The organism is Pseudomonas sp. AM14(2022) (assembly GCF_036346455.1).
Taxonomy (GTDB): domain Bacteria; phylum Pseudomonadota; class Gammaproteobacteria; order Pseudomonadales; family Pseudomonadaceae; genus Aquipseudomonas; species Aquipseudomonas putida_A.
Genome location: NZ_JAOTNY010000006.1, coordinates 85,304 through 110,143, shown reverse-complemented (window position 1 = coordinate 110,143; position 24,840 = coordinate 85,304). Strand labels below are relative to the sequence as shown.

24 protein-coding genes are annotated in these 24,840 nt (G+C 59.9%); 9 read left to right on the top strand and 15 right to left on the bottom strand.

What is annotated here, in order from left to right:
* Positions 1 to 99: 99 nt before the first annotated feature.
* From hflD to V3W27_RS14220, 5 genes are all read right to left on the bottom strand, one after another.
* Complete coding sequence (gene hflD / locus V3W27_RS14235; RefSeq protein WP_003223824.1) at positions 100 to 723, bottom strand: high frequency lysogenization protein HflD; 624 nt, start codon at positions 721 to 723, stop codon at positions 100 to 102.
* Positions 720 to 1,844, bottom strand: a complete 1,125-nt coding sequence (gene mnmA, locus V3W27_RS14230; RefSeq protein ID WP_027614667.1) for a tRNA 2-thiouridine(34) synthase MnmA — start codon at positions 1,842 to 1,844, stop codon at positions 720 to 722. The genes hflD and mnmA overlap by 4 nt, the downstream gene beginning before the upstream one ends.
* Before the next feature lie 59 nt (positions 1,845 to 1,903).
* Positions 1,904 to 2,350, bottom strand: coding sequence for an NUDIX hydrolase (locus tag V3W27_RS14225; protein WP_139054568.1), 447 nt, complete (start codon positions 2,348 to 2,350; stop codon positions 1,904 to 1,906).
* A gap of 69 nt (positions 2,351 to 2,419) precedes the next feature.
* Positions 2,420 to 2,515 (bottom strand): hypothetical protein, encoded by a 96-nt coding sequence (locus V3W27_RS28205; RefSeq protein WP_226501325.1) that lies wholly within the window; start codon positions 2,513 to 2,515, stop codon positions 2,420 to 2,422.
* 31 nt (positions 2,516 to 2,546) lie between these two features.
* Positions 2,547 to 4,772: an NADP-dependent isocitrate dehydrogenase gene (locus V3W27_RS14220; RefSeq protein ID WP_330206874.1), complete on the bottom strand. Its 2,226-nt coding sequence runs from the start codon at positions 4,770 to 4,772 to the stop codon at positions 2,547 to 2,549.
* 481 nt (positions 4,773 to 5,253) lie between these two features.
* On the opposite strand from V3W27_RS14220, the gene icd reads away from it, so the two are divergent.
* Entirely contained in the window at positions 5,254 to 6,510 is a 1,257-nt protein-coding gene (icd, locus tag V3W27_RS14215) for an NADP-dependent isocitrate dehydrogenase (RefSeq protein ID WP_003223831.1), read from the top strand.
* Positions 6,511 to 6,571: 61 nt separating this feature from the next.
* Here the strand turns inward: icd and V3W27_RS14210 are convergent, their stop codons facing one another.
* Positions 6,572 to 6,853 carry a cold shock domain-containing protein gene (locus V3W27_RS14210; RefSeq protein ID WP_247268614.1) on the bottom strand — a complete coding sequence of 94 codons (282 nt, stop codon included), beginning with the start codon at positions 6,851 to 6,853 and terminating at the stop codon, positions 6,572 to 6,574.
* Positions 6,854 to 7,077: 224 nt separating this feature from the next.
* On the opposite strand from V3W27_RS14210, the gene clpS reads away from it, so the two are divergent.
* Together clpS and clpA are read left to right on the top strand one after the other, a co-directional pair.
* Positions 7,078 to 7,461 carry an ATP-dependent Clp protease adapter ClpS gene (gene clpS / locus V3W27_RS14205; protein ID WP_027614670.1) on the top strand — a complete coding sequence of 128 codons (384 nt, stop codon included), beginning with the start codon at positions 7,078 to 7,080 and terminating at the stop codon, positions 7,459 to 7,461.
* 30 nt (positions 7,462 to 7,491) lie between these two features.
* Positions 7,492 to 9,762: an ATP-dependent Clp protease ATP-binding subunit ClpA gene (gene clpA, locus V3W27_RS14200; RefSeq protein ID WP_097088113.1), complete on the top strand. Its 2,271-nt coding sequence runs from the start codon at positions 7,492 to 7,494 to the stop codon at positions 9,760 to 9,762.
* Between the two features lie 1,144 nt (positions 9,763 to 10,906).
* Here clpA and infA read toward each other — a convergent pair.
* The 4 genes from infA to trxB form a co-directional block, all read right to left on the bottom strand.
* The gene (infA, locus tag V3W27_RS14195; protein ID WP_002553999.1) at positions 10,907 to 11,125 is read right to left on the bottom strand and encodes a translation initiation factor IF-1; all 219 of its coding nucleotides are present in this window, start codon (positions 11,123 to 11,125) and stop codon (positions 10,907 to 10,909) included.
* Between the two features lie 112 nt (positions 11,126 to 11,237).
* Positions 11,238 to 11,945: an arginyltransferase gene (locus V3W27_RS14190; protein WP_027614671.1), complete on the bottom strand. Its 708-nt coding sequence runs from the start codon at positions 11,943 to 11,945 to the stop codon at positions 11,238 to 11,240.
* A gap of 57 nt (positions 11,946 to 12,002) precedes the next feature.
* The gene (gene aat / locus V3W27_RS14185) at positions 12,003 to 12,683 is read right to left on the bottom strand and encodes a leucyl/phenylalanyl-tRNA--protein transferase (RefSeq protein ID WP_247268615.1); all 681 of its coding nucleotides are present in this window, start codon (positions 12,681 to 12,683) and stop codon (positions 12,003 to 12,005) included.
* 62 nt (positions 12,684 to 12,745) lie between these two features.
* Positions 12,746 to 13,705, bottom strand: coding sequence for a thioredoxin-disulfide reductase (gene trxB, locus V3W27_RS14180; RefSeq protein WP_330206873.1), 960 nt, complete (start codon positions 13,703 to 13,705; stop codon positions 12,746 to 12,748).
* Between the two features lie 309 nt (positions 13,706 to 14,014).
* On the opposite strand from trxB, the gene V3W27_RS14175 reads away from it, so the two are divergent.
* From V3W27_RS14175 to cysG, 6 genes are all read left to right on the top strand, one after another.
* Entirely contained in the window at positions 14,015 to 16,423 is a 2,409-nt protein-coding gene (locus V3W27_RS14175) for a DNA translocase FtsK (protein ID WP_330206872.1), read from the top strand.
* A 67-nt stretch (positions 16,424 to 16,490) separates the two neighbouring features.
* Entirely contained in the window at positions 16,491 to 17,111 is a 621-nt protein-coding gene (gene lolA / locus V3W27_RS14170) for an outer membrane lipoprotein chaperone LolA (protein ID WP_007966612.1), read from the top strand.
* A gap of 150 nt (positions 17,112 to 17,261) precedes the next feature.
* Positions 17,262 to 18,584: a replication-associated recombination protein A gene (locus tag V3W27_RS14165; protein ID WP_003223849.1), complete on the top strand. Its 1,323-nt coding sequence runs from the start codon at positions 17,262 to 17,264 to the stop codon at positions 18,582 to 18,584.
* Positions 18,584 to 18,958, top strand: coding sequence for a fluoride efflux transporter CrcB (gene crcB / locus V3W27_RS14160; protein WP_027614675.1), 375 nt, complete (start codon positions 18,584 to 18,586; stop codon positions 18,956 to 18,958). Before V3W27_RS14165 ends, crcB begins: the two co-directional genes overlap by 1 nt.
* Positions 18,959 to 18,973: 15 nt before the next feature.
* Positions 18,974 to 20,254 (top strand): serine--tRNA ligase, encoded by a 1,281-nt coding sequence (gene serS, locus V3W27_RS14155; protein ID WP_003223852.1) that lies wholly within the window; start codon positions 18,974 to 18,976, stop codon positions 20,252 to 20,254.
* Positions 20,255 to 21,649, top strand: coding sequence for a siroheme synthase CysG (gene cysG, locus V3W27_RS14150; protein ID WP_027614676.1), 1,395 nt, complete (start codon positions 20,255 to 20,257; stop codon positions 21,647 to 21,649).
* Between the two features lie 118 nt (positions 21,650 to 21,767).
* On the opposite strand, the gene V3W27_RS14145 is transcribed toward cysG, so the two are convergent.
* The 5 genes from V3W27_RS14145 to tusC all read right to left on the bottom strand — a co-directional run bounded on the left by V3W27_RS14145 (position 21,768) and on the right by tusC (position 24,839).
* Entirely contained in the window at positions 21,768 to 22,769 is a 1,002-nt protein-coding gene (locus V3W27_RS14145) for a glutathione S-transferase family protein (protein ID WP_247268617.1), read from the bottom strand.
* Between the two features lie 90 nt (positions 22,770 to 22,859).
* The gene (locus V3W27_RS14140) at positions 22,860 to 23,861 is read right to left on the bottom strand and encodes a glycosyl transferase family protein (RefSeq protein WP_330206871.1); all 1,002 of its coding nucleotides are present in this window, start codon (positions 23,859 to 23,861) and stop codon (positions 22,860 to 22,862) included.
* A complete protein-coding gene (locus tag V3W27_RS14135; RefSeq protein WP_330206870.1) occupies positions 23,858 to 24,193 on the bottom strand; it encodes a TusE/DsrC/DsvC family sulfur relay protein in 336 nt (111 codons plus the stop codon). The genes V3W27_RS14140 and V3W27_RS14135 overlap by 4 nt, the downstream gene beginning before the upstream one ends.
* Entirely contained in the window at positions 24,190 to 24,483 is a 294-nt protein-coding gene (gene tusB / locus V3W27_RS14130; RefSeq protein WP_027614680.1) for a sulfurtransferase complex subunit TusB, read from the bottom strand. Before tusB ends, V3W27_RS14135 begins: the two co-directional genes overlap by 4 nt.
* The gene (gene tusC, locus V3W27_RS14125) at positions 24,483 to 24,839 is read right to left on the bottom strand and encodes a sulfurtransferase complex subunit TusC (protein WP_047295096.1); all 357 of its coding nucleotides are present in this window, start codon (positions 24,837 to 24,839) and stop codon (positions 24,483 to 24,485) included. Before tusC ends, tusB begins: the two co-directional genes overlap by 1 nt.
* Position 24,840 lies beyond the last annotated feature (1 nt).

Sequence of the window (24,840 nt, the reverse complement as noted above, 5' to 3'; positions counted from 1 at the left end):
AATGGGGCGCGTATCATACATGAAAAAATCCGCCGGTCCGTTGCCAACTGACCGGCGTATTACGCGCTACAGACTACAAAACTTTTATTGCGCGACGATTTACTCGCTGCGCATCAACGGATACAGCTCTTTGAGCAGCTTGCGCCGGCTGATCACCAACTGCCAGCGGTGGCCGCCGAGCTGTCGCCACAGGCGTGCCGAACGGATGCCGGCCAGCAGCAGGGCACGGATCTTCGAGGCGTTGCTCGGTTGCTGCAGGTTGCGCATGTCGCCATGCACCTGAATGCGCTGGCGCAGGGTGCTCAGGGTGTCCTGATACAGCGCACCGCAAGCGGCGATCACGTTTTCGTGGGCCGGGCCGAAGTGCTCGACCTGCGACTGGATCTGCGGCAGGCGCTTGCCAATGGTGTCGAGCATGTCGTCGCGTTTGGCCAGTTGGCGTTCCAGGCCGAGCATCGACAGGGCATAGCGCAGCGGTTCGCGTTGCAGGGTGCTCGGGTCGCGCTCGAGGGCGCCGATCAATGCCCGATAACCCTCGCGCAGATTGAGGTCGTCGCCGCCGTACACGTCCAGTGTGTCCTTCGGGTCGCGTACCAGCAGGCTGCCGAGCATGCAGCTCAGGCCGGCCTCACTGGTCTGCCCGGTCTTGGCGATGCGGTCGACCAGCACGGCGGCGAGAAACACCCCGCCCAGCGCCGTCAGTTGCTCCTGAGTCGGGCTCATGCCTGGCCGCTCCACGGCTCGGCAACTTCGATCACGCCGCCACCGAGGCAGATTTCACCGTCGTAGAACACCACGGACTGGCCCGGGGTCACCGCGCGTTGCGGTTCGTCGAACACGGCGCGGTAGCCGTTTTCGGTTTTTTCCAGGGTGCAAGCCTGATCGCTCTGGCGATAACGCACTTTGGCAGTGAGGCGCAGTGGCTGGCTCAGGTCGATCGGGTTGACCCAATAGATTTCCGAAGCGAGCAGGGCGCTGGAGAACAGCCACGGATGGTTGTTGCCCTGGCCGACGATAAGCTCGTTAGTGTCCAGATCCTTGCGCAGCACGTACCACGGCTCGTCGCCGGCATCTTTCAGGCCGCCAATACCCAGGCCCTGACGCTGACCGATGGTGTGGTACATCAAGCCGTGGTGACGGCCGATGACTTCGCCTTCAGTGGTCTTGATCTCGCCCGGTTGCGCCGGCAAGTATTGCTTGAGGAAATCGCTGAAACGTCGCTCGCCGATGAAGCAGATCCCGGTGGAATCCTTCTTCTTGGCGGTCGCCAGCTCGTATTTCTCGGCAATGGCGCGCACTTCGGGCTTTTCCAGTTCACCGACCGGGAACAGGGTCTTGGCGATCTGTTCGCCGCCGACAGCGTGCAGGAAGTAGCTCTGGTCCTTGTTCGGATCGAGGCCCTTGAGCAGTTCAGTGCGGCCATCGATGTCGCGACGGCGCACATAGTGGCCGGTGGCGATCAGGTCGGCACCGAGCATCATGGCGTAGTCGAGGAACGCCTTGAACTTGATCTCGCGGTTGCACAGGATGTCCGGGTTCGGCGTGCGACCGGCCTTGTATTCGGCCAGGAAGTGCTCGAACACGTTGTCCCAGTACTCGGCGGCGAAGTTGGCGGTGTGCAGCTTGATGCCGATCTTGTCGCACACGGCTTGGGCATCCGCCAGGTCGTCCATGGCGGTGCAGTATTCCGTTCCGTCGTCTTCTTCCCAGTTCTTCATGAACAGGCCTTCCACCTCGTAACCCTGCTCGATCAGCAGGAGAGCGGAAACGGAAGAGTCCACGCCGCCGGACATGCCGACAATGACGCGCTTCTTGGATGTGTCAGAAGGGGCTGGATCACGCATAGGGATTCAATGAGTGTCTTGAAAAAGGACGCGATTCTAGCAGGCTCACGGCCTCAAGGCTAAAGAGAAGGGCGGATCAGTTCGAGACTGAAGTGATGGCCGGCCAGATAGTCGTCGATGCAACGGATGATCAGCTCGCTGCGCCAGTTGTCGCGCTGAGCGATTAATTCGCTACGGGTCAACCACTTGGCGCCGACGATGCCGTCGTCCAGTTGATAGTCGGGGTGGTGTTTCACCGCTTTGGCGCTGAAGCACACGCGTTGATACGTCACGCCGTTGCTCGGCGCGGTATACAGATAAATGCCGATCACGCCGGTGGGTTCGACGTCCCAGCCGGTTTCCTCAAGGGTTTCGCGGATGGCGGCTTCGATCAGGGTTTCGTCCGGATCCAGGTGGCCGGCGGGCTGGTTGAGCACATTACGCCCGGCCTTGTGCTCTTCGACCATCAGGAAACGGCCGTTGTCTTCGACGATGGTGGCGACGGTGATGTGGGGGAGCCATTCCATAGGGTGTCCTCAAATATTGAATTGAAACCTAATCCCTGTAGGAGTGAGCCTGCTCGCGATAGCGCAATGTCAGCCACCATAATCGTTGAATGGTATACCGCTATCGCGAGCAGGCTCACTCCTACAAGGGGCTTGTGTTGTGTTCGGAAACAGAAACCCCGGCACTGGGCCGGGGCTTCTTTACAGCATTACAACCTTAAACCAGCGCAGCAATCGCCGCGTTGAAGGTTGCGCTTGGGCGCATGGCCTTGCTGATCAGCTCGGCGTCGGCGTGGTAGTAACCACCGATGTCCACTGGCTTGCCCTGCACGGCGTTGAGCTCGGCAACGATGGTCGCCTCGTTCTCGGTCAGGGTTTTGGCCAGGGTCGCGAACTGCGCTTGCAGTGCAGCGTCTTCGGTCTGGGCGGCCAGGGCCTGAGCCCAGTACAGCGCCAGGTAGAAGTGGCTGCCGCGGTTGTCGATGTTGCCGACCTTGCGCGATGGCGACTTGTTGTTGTCGAGGAACTGGCCGGTGGCCTGATCCAGGGTTTTCGACAGAACCAGCGCTTTCGGGTTGTTGTAGTTCACACCCAAATGCTCGAGGGAGGCTGCCAGAGCCAGGAATTCGCCCAGCGAATCCCAGCGCAGGAAGTTCTCTTCAACCAATTGCTGCACGTGCTTCGGAGCCGAACCACCGGCGCCGGTTTCGAACAGACCACCGCCGTTCATCAGCGGCACGATCGACAGCATCTTGGCGCTGGTGCCCAGTTCCATGATCGGGAACAGGTCGGTCAGGTAGTCGCGCAGTACGTTGCCGGTCACCGAGATGGTGTCCTTGCCTTCGCGGGTGCGCTGCAGGGTGTACTTCATGGCATCGACCGGCGCCATGATCTGGATATCCAGACCAGTGGTGTCGTGATCCTTCAGGTAAGCCTGAACCTTCTCGATCACTACGCCGTCGTGGGCGCGCATCGGATCCAGCCAGAAGATCGCCGGGGTGCTGCTGGCGCGAGCACGGTTGACAGCCAGTTTGACCCAGTCCTGGATCGGCGCGTCTTTGGTCTGGCACATGCGGAAGATGTCGCCGGCTTCGACAGCCTGTTCCATCAGCAGGTTGCCCTTGCTGTCGGTAACGCGAACCACGCCGTCAGCCTTGATCTGGAAAGTCTTGTCGTGCGAGCCGTACTCTTCGGCTTTCTTCGCCATCAGGCCAACGTTCGGCACGCTGCCCATGGTGGTCGGATCGAACGCGCCGTTGGCTTTGCAATCTTCGATCACGGCCTGGTAGATGGTTGCGTAGCAACGATCCGGGATCACTGCCTTGGTGTCGTGCAACTGACCGTCGGTACCCCACATTTTGCCGGAGTCACGGATCATCGCTGGCATCGAGGCGTCGACGATGACGTCGCTCGGCACGTGCAGGTTGGTGATGCCCTTGTCGGAGTTGACCATCGCCAGGGATGGGCGAGCAGCGTAGACCGCTGCGATGTCAGCTTCGATCTGTGCTTGCTGCTCGGCCGGCAGAGCCTTGATGCGCGCGTACAGGTCGCCGATGCCGTTGTTCAGGTTGAAGCCGATCTGGGCCAGCACGTCAGCGTGCTTGGTCAGGGCGTCGTTATAGAACTCGGCAACGATCTGGCCGAACATGATCGGGTCGGAGACCTTCATCATGGTCGCTTTCAGGTGCACCGAGAGCAGTACGCCTTGCGCCTTGGCGCTGTCGATTTCAGCGGCGATGAACGCGCGCAGGGCGTTTTTGCTCATCACGGCGCAGTCGAGGATCTCGCCAGCCTGAACACTGGTTTTTTCTTTCAGGACGGTTGCGGTGCCGTCTTTGGCGATCAGCTCGATTTTCACAGCGTCAGCGGCGTCGATCAGAGCAGCTTTTTCGCTGCCGTAGAAATCGCCGGTGCTCATGTGAGCGACGTGGGATTTGGAGTCTTTGGCCCAGGCGCCCATTTTGTGCGGGTGCTTGCGAGCGTAGTTTTTTACCGACAGCGGAGCGCGGCGGTCGGAGTTGCCTTCACGCAGAACCGGGTTCACGGCGCTGCCCTTGACCTTGTCGTAACGCGCCTTGGCTTCTTTTTCGGCGTCGTTGGTCACGGTTTCCGGGTAGTCCGGCAGGTTGTAACCCTGGGCTTGCAGCTCTTTGATCGCCGCTTGCAGCTGAGGCACCGAAGCACTGATGTTCGGCAGCTTGATGATGTTGGCTTCAGGCGTAACGGCCAGGTCGCCCAGTTCGGCGAGGTGGTCGGCTACGGCTTTGTCGCCCAGTTGCTCGGGGAAGCTGGCCAGGATGCGTGCTGCAAGAGAGATATCGCGGGTTTCCACGGCGATATCGGCCGAGGCGGTGTAAGCCTCGATGATCGGCAGCAGGGAATAGGTGGCGAGGGCTGGAGCTTCGTCGGTGAAGGTATAGATGATCTTCGAGCGGGTGGGCATATTCGGATTAACTCTCTCTTCTTTGCTAAAGCGTGCGCAGAAACTCGAGGGGCGCCGGGTAAGCGCGTTCGTTCAAAGTCATCCATGAACCGAATGTCGAGATTCTTCGCGGTGATGTTGGGTGCATCAGTAGAGCGTCAAGCAGTCGGACTGCGGTAACAACCCGACCAATCAGGCGGAAAGTCTCGTGCTAGAGAGGCCAGCCGTCGTGACCCTTTGGTCAGCGGGCGGCATTATACATAGGTAGCTGGCAATCTGCCGATGGTTCATATGCAACGATTCTCGTCCATTGGTCTAAAGGTCGCAGGGGCGGGTGGGGCGTAGAGTCGCTGCGAATGCTTGAGTTTGGCGCTTTTCCCTTTGCTTTCAGGCTTGTACGAAACCAGATGTGGCCGCGCCGTGAACAGAGGGTTTGCGTGTTGATTTAACTGGGTTACGCTCGAACCAAGCCAGATGTTCAATCCAAACAATGGAGTTCAGCATGGGTTACAAGAAGATTCAGGTTCCAGCCGTCGGCGACAAAATCACCGTCAATGCAGACCATTCTCTCAATGTTCCTGATAACCCGATCATCCCCTTCATTGAAGGTGACGGCATTGGCGTCGACGTCAGCCCGGTGATGATCAAAGTGGTTGATGCTGCCGTGGCCAAGGCCTACGGGGGCAAGCGCAAGATTTCCTGGATGGAGGTTTATGCTGGCGAAAAAGCAACTCAGGTCTATGACCAGGACACCTGGCTGCCCCAGGAAACCCTGGACGCCGTCAAGGATTACGTAGTCTCTATCAAAGGTCCACTGACCACCCCGGTCGGTGGCGGCATCCGCTCCCTCAACGTTGCCCTGCGCCAGCAACTCGATCTGTATGTGTGCCTGCGTCCCGTGGTGTGGTTCGAAGGTGTGCCAAGCCCGGTGAAAAAGCCTGGCGACGTCGACATGGTGATTTTCCGCGAGAACTCCGAAGACATTTATGCCGGTATCGAATGGAAGGCCGGCTCCCCTGAGGCCACCAAGGTCATCAAGTTTCTGAAAGAAGAAATGGGCGTCACCAAGATCCGTTTCGACCAGGATTGCGGTATCGGCATCAAGCCTGTTTCCAAGGAAGGCACCAAACGTCTGGTGCGCAAGGCCCTGCAATACGTGGTGGACAACGACCGCAAGTCGCTGACCATCGTGCACAAGGGCAACATCATGAAATTCACCGAAGGTGCCTTCAAGGACTGGGGCTACGAGGTGGCGAAGGAAGAATTCGGCGCCGAGCTGCTCGATGGCGGCCCATGGATGAAGTTCAAGAACCCGAAAACCGGCCGTGAAGTCATCGTCAAGGACGCCATTGCCGACGCCATGCTCCAGCAGATCCTGCTGCGTCCGGCCGAGTACGACGTGATCGCCACGCTGAACCTCAACGGTGACTACCTCTCCGACGCCCTGGCGGCGGAAGTGGGCGGTATCGGTATTGCGCCGGGCGCCAACCTGTCCGACACCGTGGCCATGTTCGAGGCGACCCACGGTACCGCGCCGAAGTACGCCGGCAAGGACCAGGTCAACCCGGGCTCGGTGATTCTGTCGGCCGAGATGATGTTGCGTCATCTGGGCTGGACCGAAGCAGCTGACCTGATCATCAAGGGCACGAACGGCGCCATCAAGGCCAAGACTGTGACCTATGACTTCGAACGTCTGATGGAAGGCGCCACGCTGGTGTCTTCATCGGGCTTCGGTGAGGCGATCATCAAGCACATGTAAATCGTGCAGGTACAAAAAAACCGCCTTCGGGCGGTTTTTTCATGACCGGGTGACGGTTGAGTCAGCCTGATACCGTTTCTGTATGAGGGGCATGCATAGCCGTTTCGCCTGCCACGGTTGCCGCTTTGATCTTTACCGCGTGCAGGCCTTTGGGCCCTTGGACGATGTCGAAACTGACGATCTGCCCGGCCTTGAGAGTTTTATACCCGTCCATCTCAATGGCCGAGTAGTGGGCAAAGAAATCGACCACTTTGCCGTCCTCGTCACGTCCTTCCCGGGCATCGGTGTTGATGAAGCCGAATCCCTTGGCATTGTTGAACCACTTGACCTTGCCGACAGCCATGCTCAAATCCCTCTGCAACAGACTCCATCGCTGGAGTATCATCCAGGACATCCGCAATCTAATCCGTTAAAAGGATTGACTCCGCGGATCTTTTTTACCCACTGTGGGCTCTATTGGTTGTAACACCGTTTTCCCGATAGTCAAGGTGACCGGGCAGTCGGAGTTGAAAAGGTGTACAGCCGCCCCCACCACTGTATTTGCACAACTGACGAACCTTTCTTTCCATGCATGCAATCAGCCAGATTCGACTAACATTCAATCAGGATCGCCCGCTTCTCCAAAAGGATCATCCAGAGGAGCACGACGACGATTCGGCAGGCGTTGCTGTTCAGGAAGCAAAGCCTGCGTTACAGGCGCCGCCGATGTACAAGGTGGTTTTGTTCAACGATGACTACACACCGATGGATTTCGTCGTCGAAGTGCTCGAGGTGTTTTTTAACCTGAATCGCGAGCTGGCGACCAAGGTCATGCTGGCCGTTCACACAGAAGGACGGGCAGTATGTGGAGTGTTTACCCGCGACATCGCCGAGACAAAGGCCATGCAGGTCAACCAGTACGCCAGGGAAAGCCAGCATCCGCTACTCTGTGAAATCGAGAAGGACGGTTAATCGCCGACCACTTGGGTATGAGGTGAAGCTATGTTAAACCGCGAGCTCGAAGTCACCCTCAATCTTGCCTTCAAGGAGGCTCGTTCGAAGCGTCATGAATTCATGACCGTCGAACACCTGCTGCTGGCCCTATTGGACAATGAGGCTGCCGCCACCGTATTGCGTGCCTGCGGCGCAAACCTCGACAAACTCAAGCACGACCTGCAGGAGTTCATCGACTCCACCACGCCATTGATCCCCGTCCACGACGAAGATCGCGAAACCCAGCCAACCCTGGGCTTCCAGCGTGTACTGCAACGTGCTGTCTTCCATGTGCAGAGCTCGGGCAAACGCGAAGTAACCGGCGCCAACGTGCTGGTTGCAATCTTCAGTGAGCAAGAGAGTCAGGCCGTATTCCTGCTGAAACAGCAGAGCGTTGCGCGCATTGATGTCGTCAATTACATCGCCCACGGCATTTCCAAAGTGCCAGGGCACGGCGATCACTCTGAAGGTGAACAAGATATGCAGGACGACGAGGGCGGTGAGTCTTCTTCTTCAGGCAATCCGCTGGATGCTTATGCCAGCAATCTCAACGAACTCGCGCGCCAGGGCCGGATCGACCCGCTGGTCGGCCGCGAGATGGAAGTCGAGCGTGTCGCGCAGATTCTCGCGCGCCGGCGCAAGAACAATCCGTTGCTGGTCGGCGAGGCAGGCGTGGGTAAAACCGCGATTGCCGAAGGCCTGGCCAAGCGGATTGTCGACAACCAGGTGCCGGATCTACTGGCCAACAGCGTCGTCTATTCGCTCGACCTCGGCGCTCTGCTCGCAGGCACCAAGTATCGCGGTGATTTCGAGAAGCGCTTCAAGGCGCTACTCAATGAACTGAAAAAACGTCCGCAGGCGATCCTGTTCATCGACGAGATCCACACCATCATCGGTGCGGGCGCTGCGTCCGGTGGCGTAATGGATGCCTCGAACCTGCTCAAGCCGCTGCTGTCGTCTGGCGACATTCGCTGCATCGGCTCGACCACGTTCCAGGAATTCCGTGGCATCTTCGAGAAGGATCGTGCGCTGGCACGACGCTTCCAGAAGGTCGATGTTGTCGAGCCGTCGGTGGAAGACACCATCGGTATCCTGCGCGGCCTGAAAGGGCGTTTCGAACAGCACCACAACATCGAATACAGCGATGAGTCGTTGCGCGCCGCTGCCGAGCTGGCATCGCGCTACATCAATGACCGGCATATGCCGGACAAGGCCATCGACGTGATCGACGAGGCAGGTGCCTATCAGCGCCTGCAGCCGGTCGAGATGCGCGTCAAACGCATCGAAGTGCCGCAGGTTGAAGACATTGTGGCGAAGATCGCGCGGATTCCGCCGAAGCACGTCACCAGCTCCGACAAGGAACTGCTGCGTAACCTGGAGCGCGACCTGAAGCTGACGGTGTTTGGTCAGGATGCGGCGATCGATTCGCTGTCGACCGCGATCAAACTGTCCCGTGCCGGCCTCAAGTCGCCTGACAAGCCAGTCGGTTCGTTCCTGTTCGCCGGTCCTACCGGTGTCGGTAAAACCGAGGCCGCGCGGCAACTGGCCAAGGCGTTGGGCATCGAACTGGTGCGCTTCGACATGTCCGAGTACATGGAGCGCCACACCGTATCGCGTCTGATCGGTGCGCCTCCGGGCTATGTCGGCTTTGATCAGGGCGGTCTGTTGACCGAAGCGATCACCAAGCAGCCGCACTGTGTATTGCTGCTCGATGAAATCGAGAAGGCGCATCCGGAAGTCTTCAACCTGCTGCTGCAGGTGATGGACCACGGCACACTCACCGACAACAACGGGCGCAAGGCGGATTTCCGCAACGTGATCGTGATCATGACCACCAACGCCGGTGCCGAAACCGCGGCGCGTGCTTCGATCGGCTTCACTCATCAGGACCACTCGTCTGATGCGATGGAAGTGATCAAGAAGAGCTTCACGCCGGAGTTCCGTAACCGTCTGGACACCATTATCCAGTTTGGTCGCCTCAGCCATGAGGTCATCAAAAGTGTGGTGGACAAGTTCCTTACCGAACTACAGGCGCAGCTGGAAGACAAGCGTGTGTTGCTGGAAGTTACCGATGCGGCGCGCAGTTGGCTGGCGGCCGGTGGTTATGACTCGGCGATGGGCGCACGTCCGATGGCGCGTCTGATCCAGGACAAGATCAAGCGTCCGCTGGCGGAGGAGATTCTGTTTGGCGAGCTGGCCGAGCATGGCGGTGTAGTGCACATCGACATCAAGGATGGTGAGTTGACGTTTGACTTCGAAACTACGGCGGAGATGGCCTGACGGCTTGGTTGTTGGTTTGGAAGGCGCCTTCGGGCGCCTTTTTGTTGGCTGATGTTTTTGGGTGTATATCCGTTGCTGCGGTTATGGCTGCTTGGGGTTCCGCCCTTACGGCGGGTCACTTTTTCCAGACGCCGAAAAAGTAACCAAAAAGGCTTTACCCTGACGTTCGGCCCTCGCTTGGGCTCGGGTTCCTTCGCTCCGGTATTCATCCGGGGGCAGCGCCTACGGTTTGCTTCGCTGCACCTCCTCTCGCTGTGTTTGGCTGCGCCAAACGGTCGCTGCGCTCCCACCCCCGGACAAATCCCTCCACTCAGCCTGCCGACGGGCCCTCAGATCAAAATCAAAAGCGGTACTCGAGCTAACGCTCATCGTGTTGAGTGGGGCGGCTTCGCCGCAGGGTTGCACGCTCTCTGAATTGTAGGAGCCAGCCTGCTGGCGATGGCGGCCTGACAGCCGACCAATCTCTTGCTGATGCCCCCGGCCCAATTGTGGGAGCTGGCCTGCCAGCGATGGCGGCCGACCAGTCTGCCAATCTCCAACTGCCTACCCCAATCCACTGTGGGAGCGGGCTTGCTCGCGAAGGCGGCCTACCAGCCGACCAATTTCTAACTGAATGCATCCAGTGCCATGCAGGAACTGCCGAAGGCTGTGATTTTTTGATCTGCTTTGGCTTTGGCTTTGGCTTTTGATGTGGCTTTTGATCTTCAGCCCCTTCGGCAGGCCGAGCGAAGGTGTCCATCAGGGGTAGGCGCGCAGCGCCATGCGGCGAAGCCGCATCCATCGAGAGGAGGTGCAGCGAAGCAAACCGGAGGCGATGCCCCCTGATGGGCACCGTAGCGAGGGAACACTGAGCCTCAGCGAAGTGCCGTACGCCGGGGGAAGCCTTTTTGGTTACTTTTTCGGCGTTTGGAAAAAGTGACCCGCCGTAAGGGCGGAACCGTAATCAGCAACCCCCGCAGCAACGGATATGCTCACAAACCCAAACCCAAACCCAAACCCAAACCCAAACCCAAACCCAAACCCAAACCCAAACCCAAACCCAAACCCAAACCCAAACCCAAACCCAAACCCAAACCCAAACCCAAACCCAAATCGCAGACAAACAAAAACGCCCGGCAAAGCCGGGCGTCTTGTATTGACTTGATTAACGAGCGCGGTAAGTAATGCGCCCTTTGCTCAAGTCATAGGGCGTCAGCTCGACGCGCACTTTGTCACCGGTAAGAATACGAATGTAGTTCTTGCGCATCTTGCCGGAAATATGCGCGGTTACGACGTGCCCATTTTCCAACTCCACACGAAACATGGTGTTGGGCAGGGTGTCGACGACAGTGCCTTCCATTTCGAAGCTGTCTTCTTTCGACATGCAGTAAAGCCCTCGGTGTCCAATGAATGGCCCGGTGCAACTGCGCCAGGCAAAAGCGGCGTGCATTGTGCCCGAAAAAGGGGGTTTAAGCCAAGGGGTTTACGGCTTGCGATCAGTTAAGAATCACCCAGCGCTGATTAATCAGCAATTCAATGGGGCGATACTGGGTCTTGTAGTTCATCTTTTTGCAGTTCTTGATCCAGTAACCGAGATACACCGCCTCTAGCCCCAGGCGCTGGCTTTCGGTGATTTGCCACAGGATTGCGAAACGACCCAGACTGCGGCGCTCTTCGTCAGGTTCGTAGAAGGTATAGACCGCTGACAAGCCATTGGGCAGCAGATCGGTCACCGCGACGGCGAGTAACCGTCCGTCGAGACGAAATTCATAAAAGCGCGAGAAGGGCAGATCGCGCACCAGAAAGGTCGAGAACTGGTCCCGGCTCGGCGGGTACATATCGCCGTCGGCGTGTCGCTGCTCGATATAGCGCTGGTACAGATCGAAATATTCTTCGCTGAAGTGCGGTTTTACCGGGCGTACCTGCAGATCGGCATTGCGTTTGAAAATGCGTTTCTGCTGGCGGTTGGGCAGGAACTGCGCCACCGGGATGCGTGCAGGCACGCACGCATTGCAATTCTGGCAATGGGGCCGATACAGATGATCGCCGCTGCGACGAAAACCCATTTCCGACAGGTCTGCGTAGACATGCACATCCATGGGCTGACTCGGGTCGAGAAACAGCGTCGTCGCCTGCTCCTCGGGCAGATAACTGCAGGAATGAGGCTGAGTGGCATAGAACTTCAAGCGCGCCAACTCGGTCATGATCAACCCTCGGGATAAGCTGGTGAATTAAGTGTAAGCCACGCGCGCAAAAGTCGCTCAGCAAACCCAAGTGGCACGACTGGGTTGATCCAGGTGGCGAGCCAGATAGTCGGCGAATTCGTGGCGGGGGATCGCCCGGGCGCCGAGGCTGTGCAGATGGTCGGTCGGCATCTGGCAGTCAATCAGGACAAATCCGGCGTTTTTCAGATGCTGAACCAGCGTGGCAAAGCCATATTTCGAGGCATTGTCGGCGCGGCTGAACATCGATTCGCCGAAAAACAGCTGACCCATCGCCAGGCCATACAGGCCGCCGACCAGTTGGCCCTGATCCCAGACCTCTACTGAGTGGGCGAAGCCGCGGCGGTGCAGTTCGAGGTAGGCGTCCTGCATGGCTTCGGTGATCCAGGTGCCGTCGGCGTAATCCCTGGGGGCGGCGCAGGCACGAATCACGGCGTCGAAATCCTGATCGAAGGTCACCTGGTAGCGTTGCTTGCGCAGCAATTTGCCGAGGCTGCGCGAGACATGCAGTTCGTCGGGAAACAGCACGGTGCGCGGATCCGGTGACCACCAGAGGATCGGCTGGCCTTCGGAGAACCACGGAAAACAGCCGTGCCGGTAAGCCTGCACCAGCCGATCGGCGGACAGATCGCCACCGGCAGCCAGCAATCCATTGGGATCGCGCATGGCCTTTTCCAGGGGCGGGAAGGTCAGGGAATTGCGTTGTAACCAAGTCAGCATGGCGTCCAGGCTTGCAGAAGGGGAGGGCGGTGTGGGCGCGAGGCCCGCGATAAAGTGTGCCGTTAAATGACAGGAATGTCGTCCAGATACTTCTCCGCGTCCAGTGCCGCCATGCAGCCGGCGCCGGCCGAGGTCACGGCCTGGCGGTAGACGTGGTCGGCCACATCGCCGGCAGCGAAGACGCCGGGGATCTCGGTGGAGGTGGCGTCGCCGTCGCTGCCGCCCTTGACCAGCAGGTAGCCGTCGCGCATTGGCAATTGGCCCTGGAACAGGTCGGTGTTGGGTTTGTGGCCGATGGCGATGAACACGCCGGCCAGTGTCAGCTCGCGGGTCTGCCCGCTGTGGCTGTCACGCAGGCGCGCACCGGTCACGCCGCTGGCATCGCCCAGCACTTCGTCCAGGTTCTGGTTCCAGTGCAGGCGAACGTTGCCGTTGGCGGCTTTTTCGAACAGTTTGTCCTGAAGGATTTTCTCCGAGCGCAATTTGTCGCGGCGATGGATCAAATGCACCTCTCTGGCGATGTTCGACAGGTACAGCGCCTCCTCGACAGCGGTATTGCCGCCGCCCACCACGGCGACCACCTGATTGCGATAGAAGAAGCCGTCACAGGTCGCGCACGCCGAAACCCCTTTGCCGGCGAAGGCTTCTTCCGAAGGTAGACCCAGATACTGCGCCGAGGCGCCGGTGGCGATGATCAACGCGTCGCAGGTGTAAGTGCCGCTGTCGCCAATGAGTTCGAACGGGCGCTGCTGCAACTTGGCGGTGTGGATGTGGTCGTAAACGATCTCTGTGGCAAAGCGCTCGGCGTGTTTTTGCATGCGCTCCATCAGCACTGGACCGGTCAGGCCTTCGACGTCGCCAGGCCAGTTGTCGACTTCGACGGTGGTGGTGAGCTGACCACCGGCCTGCAGCCCGGTGATCACCACCGGTTTGAGGTTGGCACGGGCAGCGTACACGGCGGCGCTGTAACCGGCAGGGCCGGAGCCGAGAATGATCAGGCGTGAATGCTTCGCTGCGTTCATCAAATACACCTCATAAGCCTTTGTCACAAAAGACAATGCATGCTCAAATTGAACCGCAGGATTTGTGGCAATGGCTATGCTCAACTATGGGTCTTGAAGCATGGCATCAGCCGCACAAACCCGTACAATGCCGGGCTGTTACAGAATATTTGTAGAGCGCTGTGTTTATGGCTGTGTTTATAAAAGCTGCGGCACAGTGTTAAAAGTAGTCTCAGATGCGCCGGTTCACTTTTTTACCTGCCTGGATTAGGCAGTTTTTTATCGACATTCAATAGATGGACGCGCCCCGGGCGCAGGAAAAGAAGCGTTTTGAAGAAATCCACCGCAGCACCAAAAACAGTCGTTCCGCTCTGGCGCCAGCAATTGCACTACCGGCTCAAGGAAGGTGCATTGATCGCCATCGGTGCCTTGTGCCTGTTCCTGATGATGGCCTTGCTGACCTACGGCAAGGATGATCCGGGCTGGAGCCACAACAGCAAGATTGACGACGTGCAGAATTTCGGCGGCCCCGCCGGTTCTTACAGCGCCGACATCCTGTTCATGGTGCTGGGTTACTTCGCGTACATCTTCCCGTTGCTGCTGGCGGTCAAGGCGTATCAGATCTTCCGTCAACGTCACGAGCCGTGGCAGTGGAGCGGCTGGCTGTTCTCCTGGCGCCTGATCGGTCTGGTGTTTCTGGTGCTGTCCGGCGCTGCGCTGGCGCATATCCATTTTCATGCGGCCACCGGCCTGCCGGCGGGCGCGGGCGGGGCGCTGGGCGAAAGTCTCGGCGATCTGGCGCGCAATGCCCTGAATATCCAGGGCAGCACGCTGTTGTTCATTGCGCTGTTCCTGTTTGGCCTCACGGTGTTCACCGACCTGTCGTGGTTCAAGGTGATGGACGTCACCGGCAAGATCACTCTCGACCTGTTCGAACTGTTTCAGGGCGCGATCAACCGCTGGTGGTCGGCCCGAACCGAGCGTAAGCAACTGGTTGCGCAACTGCGTGAAGTCGATGATCGCGTTCACGATGTGGTCGCCCCGACTGTCACCGACAAGCGTGAACAGGCCAAGGTCAAGGAACGTCTGATCGAGCGCGAGCAGGCCCTGAGCAAGCACATGTCCGACCGCGAGAAGCAGGTACCGCCGGTCATCGCCCCGGCCCCGGCCAAGGCGCCGGAGCCAAGCAAGCGTGTGCAGAAAGAGAAACAGGTGCCGTTGTTCGTCGACAGCGCCGTGGAAGGTACCTTGCCGCCGATCTCGATCCTCGATCCTGCGGAAAAGAAACAACTCAACTATTCGCCGGAATCCCTGGCAGCGGTCGGCCACTTGCTGGAGATCAAGCTCAAGGAATTCGGTGTCGAAGTCACCGTGGACTCGATCCACCCGGGCCCGGTGATTACCCGTTACGAAATCCAGCCTGCAGCCGGCGTCAAAGTCAGCCGCATCGCCAACCTGGCGAAAGACCTTGCACGTTCGCTGGCCGTGACCAGTGTGCGGGTGGTCGAGGTGATACCGGGCAAGACCACGGTCGGTATCGAGATCCCCAACGAAGACCGGCAGATCGTGCGTTTCTCCGAAGTGCTGTCGACCCCCGAGTACGACAACTTCAAGTCGCCGGTCACCCTGGCCCTGGGCCACGACATCGGCGGCAAACCGGTCATCACCGACCTGGCGAAGATGCCGCACCTGCTGGTCGCCGGTACCACTGGTTCCGGTAAGTCGGTGGGCGTGAATGCGATGATCCTGTCGATCCTGTTCAAATCCGGCCCGGACGACGCCAAACTGATCATGATCGACCCGAAAATGCTCGAACTGTCGATCTACGAAGGCATTCCGCACCTGCTGTGTCCGGTCGTGACCGACATGAAGGACGCCGCCAACGCCCTGCGCTGGAGCGTTGCCGAGATGGAACGTCGCTACAAGCTGATGGCGAAGATGGGCGTGCGTAACCTGTCCGGCTTCAACGCCAAGGTCAAGGAAGCCCAGGACGCCGGCGAGCCGCTGAGCGATCCGCTGTACAAGCGCGAAAGCATTCACGACGAAACGCCGCTGCTGCAGAAGCTGCCGACCATCGTCGTGGTGGTCGACGAATTCGCCGACATGATGATGATCGTCGGCAAGAAGGTTGAAGAACTGATTGCGCGTATCGCACAGAAAGCGCGTGCCGCCGGTATTCACCTGATCCTCGCGACCCAGCGACCTTCGGTGGACGTGATCACCGGTCTGATCAAGGCCAACATTCCGACGCGTATGGCGTTCCAAGTGTCGAGCAAGATCGACTCGCGGACCATCATCGACCAGGGTGGCGCCGAACAACTGCTCGGTCACGGCGACATGCTCTATATGCCACCGGGCACCAGCCTGCCGATCCGGGTACACGGCGCGTTCGTTTCCGACGATGAAGTACACCGCGTGGTCGAAGCCTGGAAACTGCGTGGCGCACCGGAATACAACGATGACATCCTCAACGGTGTCGAAGAGGCGGGCAGCGGTTTCGAAGGCAGCAGCGGTGGCGGTGACGGTGATGATCCGGAAGCCGACGCGCTGTATGACGAAGCCGTACAGTTCGTCCTGGAAAGCCGCCGGGCGTCGATTTCCGCGGTACAGCGTAAGCTGAAGATTGGTTACAACCGCGCTGCGCGCATGATCGAAGCCATGGAAATGGCCGGGGTCGTCACCTCAATGAACACCAACGGTTCGCGTGAAGTTCTGGCCCCGGGCCCGGTTCGCGACTGACTGCAAAAGCAAAAGGCGGGACAATGATGTGCCGCCGCTCTCCCAACGAGTATTCAAGAGGACTCCCATGCGTCTTATCCGCATGCTGTTGCCAGTACTGGCGCTGACCACGTTCACGGCCCACGCCGATGACAAGGACGTGGCGCGTCTGACCCAATTGCTGGAAACATCGAAAACCCTGACCGCGAACTTCTCGCAGCTGACCCTCGACGGCAGCGGCACGCAGTTGCAGGAAACTCGCGGTGATATGGTCCTGCAGCGTCCGGGCCTGTTCTACTGGCACACCGAAGCGCCAAACGAGCAGACCATGGTCTCCGACGGCAAGAAGGTCACCCTGTGGGACCCGGACCTGGAACAAGCCACCATCAAGAAGCTCGACGAGCGCCTGACCCAGACCCCGGCGCTGCTGCTGTCCGGTGACGTGTCGAAGATCAGCCAGAGCTTCGAGATCAGCGCGAAAGAGGCGGGCGGCGTGATCGACTTCACCCTCAAGCCGAAGACCAAAGACACCCTGTTCGACAGCCTGCGCCTGTCGTTCCGCAACGGCCTGGTCAATGACATGCAACTGATCGACAGCGTTGGTCAGCGCACCAACATCCTGTTCACCGGGGTCAAGGCCAACGAAGCGGTGTCGGCGTCGAAGTTCAAGTTCGACATCCCGAAGGGTGCTGACGTTATCCAGGAATAAACGCATAACCTTGTGGGAGGGGGCTTGCTCCCGAAGGCGGTGGATCAGTCGCCATCGATGTCGAATGGCACACCGCTTTCGCGAGCAAGCCCGCTCCCACAGGGGTAAATGATCGGTCTCAAGATCTAATAGAGGTTTCAACGCTACGTGATGGATCTGTTTCGCAGTGCACCGATTGCCCAGCCACTGGCCGCGCGTTTGCGTGCGACCAATCTGGATGAGTATGTCGGTCAGGAGCACGTGCTCGCTCGCGGCAAGCCTCTGCGTGAGGCGCTGGAGCAGGGTGCCCTGCATTCGATGATCTTCTGGGGGCCGCCGGGCGTGGGTAAGACCACCCTGGCGCGATTGCTCGCGGAAGTCTCGGATGCGCACTTCGAAACGGTCTCGGCGGTGCTTGCCGGGGTCAAGGAGATCCGTCAGGCCGTTGAAATCGCCAAACAGCAGGCCGGGCAGTACGGCAAGCGCACGATCCTGTTCGTCGATGAAGTGCACCGCTTCAACAAATCGCAGCAGGATGCGTTCCTGCCGTACGTCGAAGACGGCACGCTGATTTTCATCGGTGCCACCACCGAAAACCCTTCATTTGAATTGAACAACGCGCTGTTGTCGCGCGCCCGTGTCTATGTGCTGAAAAGCCTCGACGAGACCGCGCTGCGCAAACTGGTGCATCGCGCGCTCACCGAAGAGCGCGGGCTGGGCAAGCGCAACCTGACCCTCAGTGATGAAGGCTTCCAGATGCTGCTGTCGGCCGCCGATGGCGATGGCCGGCGCCTGCTCAATCTGCTGGAGAACGCCTCGGATCTGGCTGAAGACAACAGCGAGATGGGCACCGAGTTGCTGCAAAGCCTGCTCGGCGATACCCGACGGCGCTTCGATAAGGGCGGCGAAGCGTTCTACGACCAGATCTCCGCGCTGCACAAATCGGTACGCGGTTCCAATCCCGATGGCGCGCTGTACTGGTTTGCGCGGATGATCGATGGCGGCTGCGATCCGTTGTACCTGGCGCGGCGCGTGGTGCGTATGGCCAGCGAAGACATTGGCAACGCCGACCCGCGCGCCCTGAGCCTCTGCCTGGCGGCGTGGGAAGTGCAGGAGCGTCTTGGCAGCCCCGAAGGCGAGCTGGCGGTGGCCCAGGCCATCACTTATCTGGCCTGTGCACCGAAAAGCAACGCGGTGTACATGGGCTTCAAGACCGCGCTGCGCGCCGCTGCCGAGTACGGTTCGCTGGAAGTGCCGCTGCACTTGCGCAATGCACCGACCAAACTCATGAAGCAACTGGGTTACGGCGACGAATACCGCTACGCCCACGATGAACCGGATGCCTATGCCGCCGGCGAAGATTATTTCCCGGAAGAGCTCGAACCGATCCCGTTCTATCAACCGGTGCCCCGTGGCCTGGAATTGAAGATCGGCGAGAAGCTCAACCACCTCGCCCAACTCGACCGTTTAAGCCCAAGACAGCGGAGAAAATAGTGCTTCCATTGATCGTTGCGGTCTCCGTCGGCGGGATTGCCGGCACGCTGTTGCGCTTCGCCACCGGCAATTGGGTCAACGCCAATTGGCCGCGGCACTTCTATACCGCGACGCTGGCCGTTAATATCGTGGGCTGTCTGCTGATTGGCGTGTTGTACGGCCTGTTTTTGATACGCCCGGAGGTGCCGATCGAGGTGCGTGCCGGGTTGATGGTCGGCTTCCTCGGGGGGCTGACGACTTTTTCATCCTTTTCACTGGATACGGTGCGCCTGCTGGAAAGCGGGCAAGTGCCGCTGGCCCTGGGCTATGCGGCGATCAGCGTATTCGGCGGGCTGCTCGCGACGTGGGCCGGCCTGTCCCTGACCAAACTTTGATAACGAGAAACCGACATGCTCGATTCCAAACTGTTACGTAGCAACCTTCAGGACGTAGCGGACCGCCTGGCTTCCCGTGGCTTTGCCCTGGATACCGCGCGCATCGAAGCGCTGGAAGAACAGCGCAAGACCGTCCAGACCCGCACCGAAGCACTGCAGGCTGAGCGTAACGCGCGTTCCAAATCCATCGGTCAGGCCAAGCAGCGCGGCGAAGACATCGCGCCGCTGATGGCGGACGTCGAGCGCATGGCGGGCGAACTGAGTGCCGGTAAAGTCGAGCTGGACGCGATCCAGACCGAACTGGATTCGATCCTGCTGGGTATCCCGAACCTGCCGCACGAATCGGTACCGGTTGGCAAAGACGAAGACGATAACGTTGAAGTGCGCCGCTGGGGCACGCCGACGCAGTTCGATTTCGAAGTGAAAGACCACGTTGCACTGGGCGAGAAGTTCGGCTGGCTGGACTTTGAAACCGCCGCCAAGCTGTCCGGCGCCCGTTTTGCTCTGCTGCGCGGTCCGATCGCCCGTCTGCACCGCGCTCTGGCGCAGTTCATGATCAACCTGCACGTCAACGAGCACGGCTACGAAGAGGCCTACACGCCTTATCTGGTCCAGGCCCCGGCGCTGCAAGGCACCGGTCAGCTGCCGAAGTTCGAAGAAGACCTGTTCAAGATCGCTCGCGAAGGCGAAGCCGATCTGTACCTGATCCCGACGGCCGAAGTGTCGCTGACCAACATCGTGGCCGGTGAAATCGTCGACTCGAAACTGCTGCCGATCAAGTTCGTCGCGCACACCCCGTGCTTCCGCAGCGAAGCCGGTGCGTCGGGTCGTGACACCCGCGGCATGATCCGTCAGCACCAGTTCGACAAGGTTGAAATGGTCCAGATCGTCGAGCCGTCGACTTCGATGGAAGCGCTGGAAGGCCTGACCGCCAACGCCGAAAAAGTCCTGCAACTGCTGGGTCTGCCTTACCGCACCCTGGCGCTGTGCACCGGCGACATGGGCTTCAGTGCCGTGAAAACCTACGACCTCGAAGTGTGGATTCCGAGCCAGGACAAGTACCGCGAAATTTCGTCGTGCTCCAACTGCGGCGACTTCCAGGCCCGCCGCATGCAGGCGCGTTTCCGCAACCCGGAAACTGGCAAGCCTGAGCTGGTACACACCCTGAATGGTTCCGGCCTGGCGGTCGGTCGTACGTTGGTGGCGGTGCTGGAAAACTACCAGCAGGCCGACGGTTCGATCCGTGTGCCGGACGTGCTGAAGCCGTACATGGGTGGCCTCGAGGTCATCGGTTAAATGAAATATCTGCCGCTGTTTCACAACCTGCGCGGCAGTCGTGTGTTGGTGGTCGGTGGGGGGGAAATTGCCTTGCGCAAATCCCGCCTGCTGGCCGATGCCGGTGCGCTGCTGCGGGTGGTCGCACCTGAAATCGAAGCGCAACTGCGCGAACTGGTCAGCGCCAGCGGCGGCGAATGTCTGCTGCGTGGTTACGTGGAAGCGGATCTGGACGGTTGCGGGCTGATCATTGCCGCCACCGACGATGAAACGCTGAATGCCCAAGTCTCCAGCGATGCCCATCGGCGTTGCGTGCCGGTCAACGTGGTCGATGCGCCGCAGCTATGCAGCGTGATCTTCCCGGCAATCGTTGACCGCTCGCCGCTGATCATCGCGGTGTCCAGCGGCGGCGATGCGCCAGTGCTGGCGCGGCTGATTCGCGCCAAGATAGAAACCTGGATCCCTTCGACCTACGGCCAACTGGCCGGTCTTGCCGCGCGTTTCCGCAATCAGGTGAAAAACCTGTTTCCGGATGTGCAGCAGCGCCGTGGTTTCTGGGAAGACGTGTTTCAGGGCCCGATTGCCGACCGGCAACTGGCCGGGCAGGGCACTGAGGCCGAGCGGCTGTTGCAGGCCAAGATTGATGGCGAAGCGACTGTTACTACCGGCGAGGTGTATCTGGTGGGGGCAGGGCCGGGTGATCCGGATCTGCTGACCTTCCGCGCCTTGCGCCTGATGCAGCAAGCCGACGTGGTGCTGTACGACCGCTTGGTCGCTCCGGCGATTCTTGAGCTGTGCCGTCGCGATGCCGAGCGCGTCTATGTCGGCAAGCGTCGCTCTGATCATGCGGTGCCACAGGATCAGATCAACCAGCAACTGGTGGATCTGGCCAAGGCCGGCAAACGCGTGGTGCGCTTGAAGGGCGGTGACCCGTTCATCTTCGGTCGCGGTGGTGAAGAAATCGAAGAGCTGGCGGCCCACGGGATTCCGTTCCAGGTGGTGCCGGGGATCACGGCAGCCAGCGGTTGCGCGGCGTATGCCGGGATTCCGCTGACCCACCGCGATTACGCGCAGTCGGTGCGCTTCGTCACCGGGCACCTGAAGGACGGTTCCACCGATCTGCCGTGGGCCGACCTCGTCGCCCCGGCGCAGACGCTGGTGTTCTACATGGGCCTGGTGGGCTTGCCGGTGATTTGCGAGCAGTTGATCAAACACGGTCGCAGCGCGGATACCCCGGCGGCGTTGATCCAGCAGGGCACCACGGTCAATCAGCGGGTCTTTACTGGCACGCTGGCCGACCTGCCACGTCTGGTAGCGGAGCATGAAGTGCATGCGCCGACGCTGGTGATCGTGGGGGAGGTGGTGCAGCTGCGCGAGAAACTGGCGTGGTTCGAAGGGGCTCAGGCGCAAGTCTGAAAACCGAGTTGCCCTCATTCGCGAGCAAGCCCGCTCCCACATTGGATCTGTGTCATGCACAAATCCAGTGTGGGAGCGGGCTTGCTCGCAAAGAGGCCCTCAAAAAACACCGAATCAATCAGCCTCTACGCCAAACCCCTTTCCCGTTGAGCCGCGCCCGATCATGCGCCCCGCTGAAATCCTGCGCCGGCCCCTTCGGCACAATCCCCGTCGGATTGATGGTCTTGTGGCTACCGTAGTAGTGGTTTTTGATGTGCTGAAAATCCACCGTCTCGCCAATCCCCGGCCACTGATACAGCTCACGCAGCCAGTTCGACAGGTTCGGGTAATCGGCAATCCGCCGCAGATTGCACTTGAAGTGCCCGTGGTACACCGCATCGAAGCGAATCAGCGTGGTGAACAGTCGCACATCGGCCTCGGTCAGGTATTCACCCGTCAGATAGCGATTGGCGCCCAGCACCCGTTCCAAGTGATCCAGCTCGGCAAACACCTCATCGAACGCCTCTTCATAAGCCTGTTGCGAGGTGGCAAAGCCGGCGCGATACACACCGTTGTTCACCGCCGGATAAATCCGTTCGTTCAGTGCATCGATCTCGCCGCGTAACGGTGCCGGGTAGAAGTCCAGTTCGTTACCGGTCAGGTCATCGAAGGCGCTGTTGAACATGCGGATGATTTCCGCCGACTCATTGCTGACAATGCGCTTGAGCTTTTTGTCCCACAGCACCGGCACAGTGACACGGCCGGTGTAGTCCGGCGTGTCGGCGGTGTAGCGCTGATGCATGAAGTCGAAGTGGTCGAGCTTGTCGCCGGTCGAGCCAAGGGTCTGGTCGAAGGTCCAGCCGTTTTCCAGCATCAGCCAGCTGACCACGGACACGTCGATCAGGCTTTCCAGACCTTTGAGCTTGCGCAGAATCAGCGTACGGTGCGCCCACGGGCAGGCGAGGGACACATAAAGGTGATAGCGCCCGGCTTCGGCGGCGAAACCGCCTTCACCGCTCGGCCCGGGCTGGCCGTCAGTGGTGACCCAATTGCGCCGTTGCGCCTGTTCGCGCTGAAAGGCGCCGTCTTTGCTGCTTTCGTACCACTTGTCCTGCCAGTGGCCATCGACGAGTAAACCCATGATCAAGACTCCTGATTCAATAAGCGTTGGAGCCGAGTCTATTCCGATGAGTTCGAACAAAAAGCGCAAAGATCGGGCGTCTATGATCGGTTAAATCGATTTGTTGCGCGCCGCCCAGTATTGCTCGGCGGTTGCGAACGCTTGCTCGCGGCTTTGACCGAGGCCGCGCAGGGCCAGGGCCATGGTCGAGATCAGGGCCATTTGCGGATAGCTGTCGACCACCTCGCCGCGCCACACCGCTTTCAAATGCTCGACATCCAGCGAGGCCGGTTTGACGTGGCGCTGGCTCGACAGCTGCGGCCATTCCTCGTCCCAGCTCTCGCCGCCCTTCGTGCCGTACAGATGACTGTCGGCATCCGGATTGATCTCGATTTCGCCGCCATCGCCCTTGACCACGATCGCCGTGTCGCCGAGCAGACCGCTGGCCTCGCGATGCACCGCTTGATAGCCCGGGTGGAAAATACTTTGCAGGCCACAACGGGCGCGCAGTGGATTGAGGATGCGTGCCAGCGAGTGAATCGGCGAGCGCAGGCCCATGGTGTTGCGCAGGTCGATCATCTTCTGCAACTGCGGCGCCCAGTCAATCAGCGGCATGAACGCCAGACCGCCGTGGTTCAGCGCGCTGCCGACTTGCTGCCAGGTGCGGCACAGCGGGATGTTCAGCTCGCCAAGCAGTTGTTCGGTGTACAGACGTCCGGCGGTGTGCGCGCCGCCGCCGTGCATGAAAATCCGCACGCCGTTTTGCGCCAGGCACTTGGCCGACAGCAGGTACCACGGCAGATGGCGTTTCTTGCCGGCGTAGGTCGGCCAGTCCAGATCGACATTCAGCGTTGGCGCTGACAGGCGCTCGCGCAAGGCTTCGGTGAAACCGGCCATTTCCTCCGCGCTTTCTTCCTTGTGCCGTAGCAGCATCAGAAAGGCCCCGAGCTGGGTGTCTTCGACTTTGTCGTCGAGCACCATGCCCATGGCTTCCCGGGCTTCTTCACGGGTCAGGTCGCGGGCGCCACGTTTGCCCTTGCCGAGGATCCGTACGAACTGCGCGAACGGGTGCTCGGCGGGCGTTTCAAGGGTCAGCGCTGGAAAGTCGGTCATAAGCAATTCGTCGGTTTGGGCAGGCCCGCCAGTTTCGCGGCGAGTTTGGCAGGGGTGCCTTTGAACAGTCGGTTCAGGTGCAGGCTGTTGCCTTTGTCCGGGCCGAGTTTGAGTGCGGTGTACTTGATCAACGGGCGGGTGGCTGGCGACAACTGGAATTCCGCGTAGAAACTGCGTAGCAGTTCGAGGACTTCCCAATGATCCGCAGTCAGTGCGATGTCTTCAGCGGCGGCGAGGGCGCTGGCAACGTCATGGGACCAGTCGTCGAGGTCGACCAGAAAGCCGTCCTTGTCCAGTTCGATGGCGCGGGCGCCGACAGTCATCGAGTTCATAGCCAACTGTTGACCTTGTCGTGGTGGATCGACAGTTCGACGAAGGCCGGGTAATCGATGGCTTCGGCCCAGTCGGGAGCAACGATGGCACGGGCCTGCAGGTCTTCGGCGAGGGCGAATAGCTTGACCCGGCGCTCGTTCAGCGTGGCGAATGGCGCAGTGCCCGGTTGCAGGGCGTAAACCGCATCACCGGATAACAGTAAGGCGTCGGCAGCGCCGATCACGCGCAGGCAACTGCTCAGGCGATCATCGCCGAACGGGGAATGAGACAACACATGCAAAGTCGACATCAGAGGGTGATCACCTGGTCGTAACGGTCAATAAGGGCGGTGATTTCGCTGGCGCCGAGCGGCTGCGCTTCGTCCAGCGACAGCGTGCTCAGGCCACGGGCGCTGGCGCTGTCGGTGCAGTAGAACAGTTCTTCAACGCCGAACATCGGCAGCGCCTGCAGATTGGCACTGAGGTCTTTCTGTTGCAGGGCCTTGGCGTTCTGCCCGGCGGCCAGTTGCAGCACGCCGTCATCGAGAAACAGCAGGCCGATCGGCAGATCGAACGCGCCGCCGGCCAGCACGATGTCCAGCGCTTCGCGGGCGCCGGGGCCGGACCATGGCGACTGGCGGCTGATGATCAACAGGGATTTGGCCATC

What these genes read in the sequence shown, in the direction of transcription:
- lolA (WP_007966612.1), top strand. Translation starts at nt 16,491, where the DNA reads ATGCGTCTTATCCGCATGCTGTTGCCAGTACTGGCGCTGACCACGTTC.
- hflD (WP_003223824.1), bottom strand. Translation starts at nt 723, where the DNA reads ATGAGCCCGACTCAGGAGCAACTGACGGCGCTGGGCGGGGTGTTTCTC.
- tusC (WP_047295096.1), bottom strand. Translation starts at nt 24,839, where the DNA reads ATGGCCAAATCCCTGTTGATCATCAGCCGCCAGTCGCCATGGTCCGGC.
- serS (WP_003223852.1), top strand. Translation starts at nt 18,974, where the DNA reads ATGCTCGATTCCAAACTGTTACGTAGCAACCTTCAGGACGTAGCGGAC.
- infA (WP_002553999.1), bottom strand. Translation starts at nt 11,125, where the DNA reads ATGTCGAAAGAAGACAGCTTCGAAATGGAAGGCACTGTCGTCGACACC.
- V3W27_RS14135 (WP_330206870.1), bottom strand. Translation starts at nt 24,193, where the DNA reads ATGAACTCGATGACTGTCGGCGCCCGCGCCATCGAACTGGACAAGGAC.
- clpA (WP_097088113.1), top strand. Translation starts at nt 7,492, where the DNA reads ATGTTAAACCGCGAGCTCGAAGTCACCCTCAATCTTGCCTTCAAGGAG.
- trxB (WP_330206873.1), bottom strand. Translation starts at nt 13,705, where the DNA reads ATGAACGCAGCGAAGCATTCACGCCTGATCATTCTCGGCTCCGGCCCT.
- V3W27_RS14190 (WP_027614671.1), bottom strand. Translation starts at nt 11,945, where the DNA reads ATGACCGAGTTGGCGCGCTTGAAGTTCTATGCCACTCAGCCTCATTCC.
- icd (WP_003223831.1), top strand. Translation starts at nt 5,254, where the DNA reads ATGGGTTACAAGAAGATTCAGGTTCCAGCCGTCGGCGACAAAATCACC.
- cysG (WP_027614676.1), top strand. Translation starts at nt 20,255, where the DNA reads ATGAAATATCTGCCGCTGTTTCACAACCTGCGCGGCAGTCGTGTGTTG.
- V3W27_RS14165 (WP_003223849.1), top strand. Translation starts at nt 17,262, where the DNA reads ATGGATCTGTTTCGCAGTGCACCGATTGCCCAGCCACTGGCCGCGCGT.
- aat (WP_247268615.1), bottom strand. Translation starts at nt 12,683, where the DNA reads ATGCTGACTTGGTTACAACGCAATTCCCTGACCTTCCCGCCCCTGGAA.
- tusB (WP_027614680.1), bottom strand. Translation starts at nt 24,483, where the DNA reads ATGTCGACTTTGCATGTGTTGTCTCATTCCCCGTTCGGCGATGATCGC.
- clpS (WP_027614670.1), top strand. Translation starts at nt 7,078, where the DNA reads ATGCATGCAATCAGCCAGATTCGACTAACATTCAATCAGGATCGCCCG.
- V3W27_RS14145 (WP_247268617.1), bottom strand. Translation starts at nt 22,769, where the DNA reads ATGGGTTTACTCGTCGATGGCCACTGGCAGGACAAGTGGTACGAAAGC.
- V3W27_RS14220 (WP_330206874.1), bottom strand. Translation starts at nt 4,772, where the DNA reads ATGCCCACCCGCTCGAAGATCATCTATACCTTCACCGACGAAGCTCCA.
- V3W27_RS14210 (WP_247268614.1), bottom strand. Translation starts at nt 6,853, where the DNA reads ATGGCTGTCGGCAAGGTCAAGTGGTTCAACAATGCCAAGGGATTCGGC.
- mnmA (WP_027614667.1), bottom strand. Translation starts at nt 1,844, where the DNA reads ATGCGTGATCCAGCCCCTTCTGACACATCCAAGAAGCGCGTCATTGTC.
- V3W27_RS14225 (WP_139054568.1), bottom strand. Translation starts at nt 2,350, where the DNA reads ATGGAATGGCTCCCCCACATCACCGTCGCCACCATCGTCGAAGACAAC.
- V3W27_RS14140 (WP_330206871.1), bottom strand. Translation starts at nt 23,861, where the DNA reads ATGACCGACTTTCCAGCGCTGACCCTTGAAACGCCCGCCGAGCACCCG.